This is a genomic window from Planomonospora algeriensis (genome assembly GCF_977012225.1).
Genome location: NZ_CDRNDK010000128.1, coordinates 6,928 through 14,412 on the forward strand (window position 1 = coordinate 6,928; position 7,485 = coordinate 14,412).

10 protein-coding genes and 1 pseudogene are annotated in these 7,485 nt (G+C 72.7%); 4 read left to right on the top strand and 7 right to left on the bottom strand.

What is annotated here, in order from left to right; all coding sequences use genetic code 11:
- Positions 1-213: 213 nt before the first annotated feature.
- Positions 214-1,836 (bottom strand): Coagulation factor 5/8 type domain-containing protein, encoded by a 1,623-nt coding sequence (locus tag ACWJ6R_RS15640; RefSeq protein ID WP_449062917.1) that lies wholly within the window; start codon positions 1,834-1,836, stop codon positions 214-216.
- A gap of 137 nt (positions 1,837-1,973) precedes the next feature.
- Positions 1,974-2,543, bottom strand: a complete 570-nt coding sequence (locus tag ACWJ6R_RS15645; RefSeq protein ID WP_449062918.1) for a dihydrofolate reductase family protein — start codon at positions 2,541-2,543, stop codon at positions 1,974-1,976.
- A 136-nt stretch (positions 2,544-2,679) separates the two neighbouring features.
- On the opposite strand from ACWJ6R_RS15645, the gene ACWJ6R_RS15650 reads away from it, so the two are divergent.
- Both ACWJ6R_RS15650 and ACWJ6R_RS15655 read left to right on the top strand, forming a co-directional pair.
- Positions 2,680-3,567 (top strand): NAD(P)/FAD-dependent oxidoreductase, encoded by an 888-nt coding sequence (locus ACWJ6R_RS15650; protein WP_449062919.1) that lies wholly within the window; start codon positions 2,680-2,682, stop codon positions 3,565-3,567.
- A gap of 120 nt (positions 3,568-3,687) precedes the next feature.
- Positions 3,688-3,960 carry a GlsB/YeaQ/YmgE family stress response membrane protein gene (locus ACWJ6R_RS15655; RefSeq protein ID WP_449062920.1) on the top strand — a complete coding sequence of 91 codons (273 nt, stop codon included), beginning with the start codon at positions 3,688-3,690 and terminating at the stop codon, positions 3,958-3,960.
- Positions 3,961-4,109: 149 nt separating this feature from the next.
- On the opposite strand, the gene ACWJ6R_RS15660 is transcribed toward ACWJ6R_RS15655, so the two are convergent.
- Positions 4,110-4,322 (bottom strand): DUF5302 domain-containing protein, encoded by a 213-nt coding sequence (locus ACWJ6R_RS15660; RefSeq protein ID WP_449062921.1) that lies wholly within the window; start codon positions 4,320-4,322, stop codon positions 4,110-4,112.
- Positions 4,323-4,491: 169 nt separating this feature from the next.
- Positions 4,492-4,674, bottom strand: a complete 183-nt coding sequence (locus ACWJ6R_RS15665) for a hypothetical protein (RefSeq protein ID WP_449062922.1) — start codon at positions 4,672-4,674, stop codon at positions 4,492-4,494.
- A 515-nt stretch (positions 4,675-5,189) separates the two neighbouring features.
- Between ACWJ6R_RS15665 and ACWJ6R_RS15670 the strand changes: the two genes are divergently transcribed.
- Positions 5,190-5,426, top strand: coding sequence for an HGxxPAAW family protein (locus ACWJ6R_RS15670; protein ID WP_449062923.1), 237 nt, complete (start codon positions 5,190-5,192; stop codon positions 5,424-5,426).
- 21 nt (positions 5,427-5,447) lie between these two features.
- Here the strand turns inward: ACWJ6R_RS15670 and ACWJ6R_RS15675 are convergent, their stop codons facing one another.
- Both ACWJ6R_RS15675 and ACWJ6R_RS15680 read right to left on the bottom strand, forming a co-directional pair.
- The gene (locus ACWJ6R_RS15675; RefSeq protein ID WP_449062924.1) at positions 5,448-5,792 is read right to left on the bottom strand and encodes an anti-sigma factor antagonist; all 345 of its coding nucleotides are present in this window, start codon (positions 5,790-5,792) and stop codon (positions 5,448-5,450) included.
- Positions 5,793-5,957: 165 nt separating this feature from the next.
- Positions 5,958-6,368: an organic hydroperoxide resistance protein gene (locus ACWJ6R_RS15680; RefSeq protein WP_449062925.1), complete on the bottom strand. Its 411-nt coding sequence runs from the start codon at positions 6,366-6,368 to the stop codon at positions 5,958-5,960.
- 65 nt (positions 6,369-6,433) lie between these two features.
- Here ACWJ6R_RS15680 and ACWJ6R_RS15685 point away from each other — a divergent pair, with 65 nt between their 5' ends.
- Complete coding sequence (locus ACWJ6R_RS15685; RefSeq protein WP_449062926.1) at positions 6,434-6,901, top strand: MarR family winged helix-turn-helix transcriptional regulator; 468 nt, start codon at positions 6,434-6,436, stop codon at positions 6,899-6,901.
- Between the two features lie 203 nt (positions 6,902-7,104).
- Here the strand turns inward: ACWJ6R_RS15685 and ACWJ6R_RS15690 are convergent.
- Positions 7,105-7,485 (bottom strand): annotated as a pseudogene (locus ACWJ6R_RS15690) (hypothetical protein); the annotation flags it as partial.

The following is a 7,485-nucleotide window of genomic DNA, read 5'->3' on the forward strand; positions in this document are numbered from 1 at the left end:
AGCCGGAGCCGGAGCCGGAGCCGGAGCCGGAGCCGGAGCCGGAGCCGGAGCCGGAGCCGGACATGAAGGACCCCGGGGCGTCCGCCCCGGGGTCCGGGTGTTCGTGGTGGATGCCGGCGCGCCGGGACGGTCTCCGGCGCCGTCGCGGCATCCGCGTGCCTCATAGCGGTGCGGCCGGCCGCGTGTCCGGCGCGGCCCCACCGGACCGCCGTCTCAGGGGGTCCGCGACGCGGCGCCCTCCCAGGTGCGCAGGTAGGCCTCGGCCCCGGCGGCCATGTCCTGGACGATCCCGTCGCCCGCGACGATCCGGATGTCCTCGATCCAGTCGGGGACCAGCCCGTAGTGGGCGACCCCGTCGGTGTTGACGTCCCAGACCCGCTCGCCGGTGCGCTGCCGGTCCAGCGTGACCGCGCCGTCGAAGGAGGTGAAGGGATAGGTCACCGGGTTGCCCGCGTTGCCGGGGCGGGCCGGCGGGAGCGGGCCCAGGCCGTTGGCGTCGAGGCCGTAGCCGTACCCGGGGCGCCCGAACTCCTCGCGCAGCGGCTCGCTCCGCCGCCAGGTCTCCGCGAAATCCTCCGCGTGGTGACCGTAGGCGGTGACCATCCCGCCGAGCCGGTAGATCCGGCGCAGGAAGCCCGGGTCGGTCCAGCTGTGCGAGGAGACGACGCCCGGGTAGCCGGCCGCCTCCAGCAGGCCCAGCGTCCGGTCGGCGGCCTTGACGCTCATGTGGTCGATCTCGACGAGCATGCCGCGCTTCATCATGCCCTCGACCATGTGCGCGCCCAGGCTCGTCAGCCCGCGGGTGTTGCAGTGCGGGGCGGGCGGGTACAGCGGGAGCCCCACCCCGCCCGGCAGGAACCGCGCCAGCTCGGGCGGGAGCGCCCCGGCCTTCTCGATGGTGTTGTCGTGCGCGGGCCCGGTGCAGGTCCGCGCGGTCCAGAACCTGCCGCTGGACAGGAGGTTGCCCAGGTTGACGATGACGCCCTGGGTGCCGGAGTCGAAGCGCACGCCGCACAGCGCGTTGTCGTACTTGTGGCAGACGAACATGCTCCGCACGCCGAGCGCGTGCAGCTCGTCGAGCCCTCGGTCGATCTGCGCCCTCGTGCAGTGCGGGATGCCCAGGGTCTGCCGGCAGCCGAAGGGCTCGGAGGTCTCCACACCCAGGACCACCGCCAGCCTGCCCGCCGCGATCACCTGCCGGGCCTCGGCGGGGGAGCGCACGACCCGGAACCAGCCCCGGCCGGGCCCGCCGGCCTGGGCGTCGACGAAGTCCTGAAGCTCGAAGGTGCGCTGGGCCTGCAGGCGCAGCGAGGCCATCTCGTCGCAGGAGTTGCGCTTGAGCGGATAGATCTCGCACAGCTGCCGGTTGGCGACCAGCTGGTTCACCAGGACGCGCAGCCCGCCTCGCCAGGCCCGTTCCACCCACTTGTGGTAGGTCTGCTGGTGGGTGAGGGAGTCGGCGGCGGGCCAGCTCCGGAAGGTGGGCCAGCCGACCGGGTCGTGGGTGCCGGTGGGGGAGCCGGTCCGGGTGAAGTTCTCGAACCAGGCGGCCTGGCCGCGCGGCAGGTGGTCCGGGCAGTCGACGAGGGCCTCGTGGGCGCCGTCGGGGTCGAACGGCTTGCCGCAGAGCAGGCTGCCGCCGAACGCCTCGTAGGACATCAGGTGGGTGTGCCCGTCGACGAACCCGCGGACCGGGGCCGCGCTGCCGGGCGGCTGCCCGGTGGCGTTGACCTCGGACTCGGGGGGAGCGGGAGCCGCCATGGCCGTGGTGCCGGCCATGGCGAGGGCGCCGATCAGCAGGAAGGCGGCGGCGAGGGATCTGGACAGTCTGGCCATGGGGGGTACCTCTGCGGGGGGACGGAGGGGCCGGTGCCTCATGGTCCGTCCGGGACGGCGGCCGGTCAAGAGAAAGATGAGCCGGGCTCAAACCAGACCGGGCCGGGCGCCTGGGGTCGGAGCCGCGGCCCGTCACGTCACGTCCGGGCGTAGGTCAGCACGGTCGTGCCGTTCTCGAACCGCCGGGTGTCGCGCAGGGCGAACAGCGTGGGGCGGAACTCGCCGGAGAAGAGGGGGACGCCCGCCCCGGCCACCACCGGGTACAGCTTGACGATCATCTCGTCGATCTCGGGCATCAGGGCGGAGGCCAGCCTGCCGCCTCCGGCCAGGTAGATGTCCTTGCCCTCCTGTCGCTTCAGTCCGCGGACGAGGCCGAGCGGGTCGCCGGAGACCACCTCCACGTCGGGGTGGCCGATCTCGCCCAGCGTGGCCGAGACCACGTACTGCCGGAGGGGGCTGTAGGGGGAGGCGATGCCGGCGCTGATGGCGGGCTCGTACGTCCCGCGGCCCATCACCACCGTGTCGTATCGCACGGGCTCGGCCTCCAGTCCGATCATCCGGCGGACGTGGGCCGGGACCGCCTCGGGGGACCGTTCGTTCATGTGGGCCGCGAGGTCGTCACCCACCGGATAGAAGTCGTACTCCCCGCCGGGTCCGGCGATGCGGCCGTCGATCGAGGTGCCGACGTAGTAGACGAGCTTTCGCATGTGACACTCCATTGAAAGTACTTTAAGTGAAGTGGTGACAACGTAGTACTATATCCATAGTGGTGTCAAGCCGGTGAACGAACGGGGGAAGCGGGCGCCCGGGTGACGGATCGCGGTCCGGGGGCAGGGGACCGGCATGCAGCACTATGACGTCGCGATCGTCGGCGGCGGCCCCGCCGGTCTCACCGCGGCCATGACGCTCAGCCGGTCCCTGCGCCGCGTCGCGGTGCTGGAGTCGCCCGCCGACCCCCGCAACGCGTGCTCGCACGGGGTGCACGGCATCCTCGGACTGGACGGGGTGAGCCCCGCCGAGTACCGGAGCCGCGCCTGGAACGACCTCGCCCGGTACGGCATGGCCGAACTTCTCCCGTCCGAGGCCGCGGACCTGATCCCCGACCCGCGCGGAGGCGGGTTCGAGGTGGTCGTGAAGGGCGGAGGTCCGCTCTGGGCCCGGCGGGTGCTGCTCGCCACGGGAATGATCGACATCATTCCCGAGCTGGAGGGGTTCCGGGAGTGCTGGGGCCGGACCGTCATCCACTGCCCCTTCTGCTCGGGCTGGGAGAACCGCGGGCGCGCCTGGGGCGTGGTCACCGCCGATCCGGAATTCGCCAGGAAGGCACCCGGGGCGTACGCGGCGTGGAGCGACGATGTGATCGTCTTCACCGACGGGGGCGCGCCGGCGGACGACCTCGGGGTGGAGACGGTGACCGGGAAAATCCGCGGGCTGCGCCACGACGACGGCGACCTGCACGCGGTCGAACTGGACGGCGGCGCGGTCGTCGAGCGGGGGACTCTGCTGTGGCAGCTCGACCAGCGGCCGGTCCCGCTGGTCTCCGGGCTCGCACGGAACCGGGGCCTGGTCCTGCGCGAGGACTGCTACGTCAAGACCGACGGCTCCTGCCGGACCAGCGTCCCGGGCCTGTACGCCGCGGGGGACACCATCACCGAGACGCAGGGCGCGATCGAATCGGCCGCGAGCGGCTCCACCGCCGCCTTCCAGATCATCGAGGACGAGACCTCGTGAGCGGAACCCCGGTGCGGCCGGTCATCAAGAGGGGTCGCGAGACCGTGATCGATCCGTGATGTGTCGGCCCTTCCCGTCAGGGCAGACGGGGATCGGCTCGAACGAGAGGGAGTGTGGAACATGACAGTCACCGGCATCATCACCGCCATCGTCATCGGCGCCATCATCGGAGCCCTGGGCCGCCTGGTCGTCCCGGGACGGCAGGGCATCCCGATCTGGCTGACCATCGTGATCGGCATCGTCGCCGCGCTCATCGGCACCGCCATCGCCGGCGCCTTCGGCGTCGCCAGCACCGGCGGCATCGACTGGATCGAACTGCTCCTGCAGATCGCGGTGGCCGCCGTCGGCGTCATCCTGGCGGTGAGCCTGTACGGCAGGCGCAGCGTCCGGTAGACGGGCCCGGTCACGGCCCCGAGACGCCGTCCGGACTCGCACACGGCCCCGATCCCGGATCCACGGGACCGGGGCCGCGGCCTGTCCGGATCCGCGGGACCGGGGCCTGTCCGGGACCGGGGTCGTGCGCGGAGGGCCGGCCGCTCCGGTCAGCCGCTCTTGCGCCGGAAGGAACGCCTGCCGGAGGCCGGGCCGTGGGCGCCGTGGATCTTCGAGCCGCTCCGGCCCCGGCCGCCTTCGCCGGCTCCCGGCTGGGAGAGCCTCTTGCGTTCGAGGGCCTCGCGGAACCTGCGCTTCATCTCCTCCTCGGAGCTCTCGGGCTGCGAGTCGGCGTTCTCGGGTTCTGGGGTGATGTCGGGCATGCGGACCTCCTGGTCACCGGCGGGCAGTCCAACTCCGGCCCGGCCTGATCATCATCCTCTCATGTCCGAAACCGGCCTCCGGACGCGTGCCTGCGACCCCGCCCGCATGTCGGCTCCCCGCCTGGCCGCGGCCGGACCGGCTCGGTGCGTGCCGACGGCCGTCAGGGGCTCAGTGCATGCCGATGGCCATCAGGAAGAGCAGTCCCGCGATGTGGCCGACGACGACGAACACGATGATGAAGATGAACAGGAACTTCGCAGGCCCGTGCTCGAAGTGCGCACCCTCCTGGAGCGGCTTGCGCCCGGCTTCGCGCTCGGCGATCCGTTCCTCGATGGGCTTGCGGTGGAACATGGGGCTCCTCTGACGGGCCGGGTGCCGGGAAGGTAACTGTATGTAGCCTGAAAGTTGTTTTGTGCCATTATATGAGTAATGCCAGGTGGTCCACCGGCCGCTTCCGTCCGCGCCGCCGTGCGGCCCGGCCCGTGCCCGCGGGAGGGCGGAGGATGCGGGGGAGAGGGCGGGGATGCGCGGAAAGCGCAGGCGTCACGGGACGTCCGCTCTCCGGTGCCGCGCCGGAGACCAAGGGATTGCTCCAGCTTCATCCGGGTATGTTCCTTCCGCTGCTCACGCGCCCCGCCGGATCGAGGGCCGGCGCGGCGGCCGGGGCCGGGACGTCCCGGCCGAGGGGCCCGACCCGCGAGGACGGGACCTGCGGCGCGGGGCGGGGGGGGATACCGCCTACGATCGTGAGGCGTCCGGGCAGGAACCTGCCGAACCGCAGGACCTTCAACAGACGCCGGAGCGCGTGGTCGCCGCAGCGAACGACGCGCGACGGTGCCCCATATCGAGAGGAACGGGAAGACGTCATGGCTGGAAGTCACGGAGGAAGCCCCAAGTCTTGGCTCGCGGTGATCGTCATCCTGGCGGGATTCACGGTCGGCGGCGTGGCCCTGTGCTTCGGCCCCAACTGGCCGCTGGTCTGGGCGGGAGCCGGCATCATCGCGGTCGGCGGCGTGCTCGCCCTGCTCGTGGACATCTTCTCCGACGTGATCGTGGACGCGCCGCGTGTGCTCTCGTCGGAGAAGGTCGACCGCAAGGGCTGAACCGCGTGACCGCGGGCGTCGCTACGCCCCGCTGAGGGCCTCCTCGACGGTGGGGGAGAGCTCGAAGGCGGGGCGTAGCCCGGTGATGGCCAGGATCCGCTCCAGGACGCCGTGCACGCCGGCGAGCACCAGGCGCGTGCCCAGGTCGCGACTGCGGTTCAGAGCCCAGATCAGCTCGGCGATCCCCGCCGAGTCGCAGAAGGTCAACCCGGTGACGTCGACGATCACCGTGGCGGGGGCCCCGGCCTCCCAGATCCCGCTCAGCTCGGCCCGGAAGACGGGGGCGTGGGCGTAGTCGAGTTCGCCGCCCGCCTGGACGACGAGCGCCGCGCCCAGCCGGTGGGACGAGACGGTGAAGACGGTCATCTCTCACTCCTCCGCCCGCGGGGGGCAGGGCGGGCTGTCTCTGTCCTACCAGTTCCGCGAGCCCGGTGGCGCCGCCGGGCCGGGAACGACCCGACGAAGAACCGGTCCCAGGCGGGCTCCGGCTCGTCGAACTGCGCCGGCGCGCCAGCTCCGAGGAGGCGCCGGCTACTCGATCACCAGGTTCACGGGGATGTTGCCTCGGGTGGCGTTGGAGTAGGGACAGACCTGGTGGGCGGCCTCGACCAGGGCGGTGCCGGGCTCGCCGTGGAGCTCGTCGGGGAGCTCCACGCGCAGGGTGACGGCCAGGCCGAACGCCTCGCCCTCGGCCCGCAGCCCGACCTCGGCGGTCACCGAGGCGTCGGCGACGTCGAGCTTGCGCCGCCGGGCGACCAGGCTCAGCGCGCTGGCGAAGCAGGCGGCGTAACCGGCCGCGAACAGCTGCTCGGGATTGGTGCCCTCGCCGGAGCCGCCGAGCTCCTTCGGCGGGGCCAGCCGGACGTCCAGCCGGCCCTCCGAGGACACCGCCCGCCCTTCGCGGCCGGAGGCGGTGGCGATGGCGGTGTAGAGCGCGCTCATGGGATCTCCATTCGATTGGAAGCAATTTGATTGTGCACAATCAAATTGCCTGAAGTCAAGACGGTATGCTGCGCAGGGTGAAGTTGCTGCTGGAGAACCAGCTCTGTTTCGAGGTGCACGCCACGGCGCGGGCACTGGACGGCGTCTACCGGACCCTGCTGCGCGACCTCGGCCTCACCTACCCGCAGTACCTGGCGATGATGGTGCTCTGGGAGCGCGAGCCCGTCACCGTCAAGGAGCTCGGCGCGGCCCTGCGGCTCGACTCGGGCACGCTCTCGCCGCTGCTGAAGCGCATGGAGGCGGCCGGGCTGGTCCGCCGGGAGCGCAGCGCCGCCGACGAGCGTTCGGTGCTCGTACGGCTCACACCCGCCGGGGCCGGGCTCAGGGCGCGCGCCGAGGAGATCCCGGGAAGGGTCTTCGCGGCGACCGGTCTCGGCCTGGAGGAGCTCGCGGCGCTCAAGGCCACCCTGCGCCGGGTGACCGCCGCCCTCGACGAGGCCGCCCTCGACGCGACGCCCGGCGGGGAGCGCTGAGGCTCCGGCCGCGGAGAGACGCGGATCACATCACGATGCCGTCGAACTCGCCGGCATGAGCCACTCCCCGCGCGACCTCGTCGGCCGCTTCACCGTCTGACGGGAAGGGAGCGATTCCGCCGGGCCGGCGGCCTCCCACGCCTGCCCGAAGGAGACGCCTATCGATCCGGAGGGGCCGGGGCGGCCGCCGGGGAGCGGGGCGGTCAGCGGGCCGCGAAGCGGTAGAGCTCCCGGGCCAGGGCGGTCGTGCGGGCGGTGGAGCGCTGCCAGGTGCTCCCGGCGGGGTGGGCGGTGAGCAGGACCACGATCCAGCGCTCCTGCGGGCCGGCGAGGCCGGTGGTGTGCAGGACCGGGCGGCCCAGATCGGGGACCGGCCCGGCGGTCCGGACGGCCGCCTCGGAGGCGGCGAACCCGGTGGATCCGGTGGACCCGGCGGCGGGCGCCGACGCGGTCGGGGGCCGGGCTGCGGGCCCGGTGGAGGCGGACGTGAAGCGGGCGGCGCCTCCCGTCGGGACCCGGGGCGCGCGGGGCGAGGCCCAGGAGGTCTGCGCGGCTCCGATGGCCGGGCCGGCCGTCCCTGACAC

Excerpts from the sequence above, each read along its gene's own strand:
- ACWJ6R_RS15640 (WP_449062917.1), bottom strand. The coding sequence starts at position 1,836 with ATGGCCAGACTGTCCAGATCCCTCGCCGCCGCCTTCCTGCTGATCGGC.
- ACWJ6R_RS15645 (WP_449062918.1), bottom strand. The coding sequence starts at position 2,543 with ATGCGAAAGCTCGTCTACTACGTCGGCACCTCGATCGACGGCCGCATC.
- ACWJ6R_RS15650 (WP_449062919.1), top strand. The coding sequence starts at position 2,680 with ATGCAGCACTATGACGTCGCGATCGTCGGCGGCGGCCCCGCCGGTCTC.
- ACWJ6R_RS15655 (WP_449062920.1), top strand. The coding sequence starts at position 3,688 with ATGACAGTCACCGGCATCATCACCGCCATCGTCATCGGCGCCATCATC.
- ACWJ6R_RS15660 (WP_449062921.1), bottom strand. The coding sequence starts at position 4,322 with ATGCCCGACATCACCCCAGAACCCGAGAACGCCGACTCGCAGCCCGAG.
- ACWJ6R_RS15665 (WP_449062922.1), bottom strand. The coding sequence starts at position 4,674 with ATGTTCCACCGCAAGCCCATCGAGGAACGGATCGCCGAGCGCGAAGCC.
- ACWJ6R_RS15670 (WP_449062923.1), top strand. The coding sequence starts at position 5,190 with ATGGCTGGAAGTCACGGAGGAAGCCCCAAGTCTTGGCTCGCGGTGATC.
- ACWJ6R_RS15675 (WP_449062924.1), bottom strand. The coding sequence starts at position 5,792 with ATGACCGTCTTCACCGTCTCGTCCCACCGGCTGGGCGCGGCGCTCGTC.
- ACWJ6R_RS15680 (WP_449062925.1), bottom strand. The coding sequence starts at position 6,368 with ATGAGCGCGCTCTACACCGCCATCGCCACCGCCTCCGGCCGCGAAGGG.
- ACWJ6R_RS15685 (WP_449062926.1), top strand. The coding sequence starts at position 6,434 with ATGCTGCGCAGGGTGAAGTTGCTGCTGGAGAACCAGCTCTGTTTCGAG.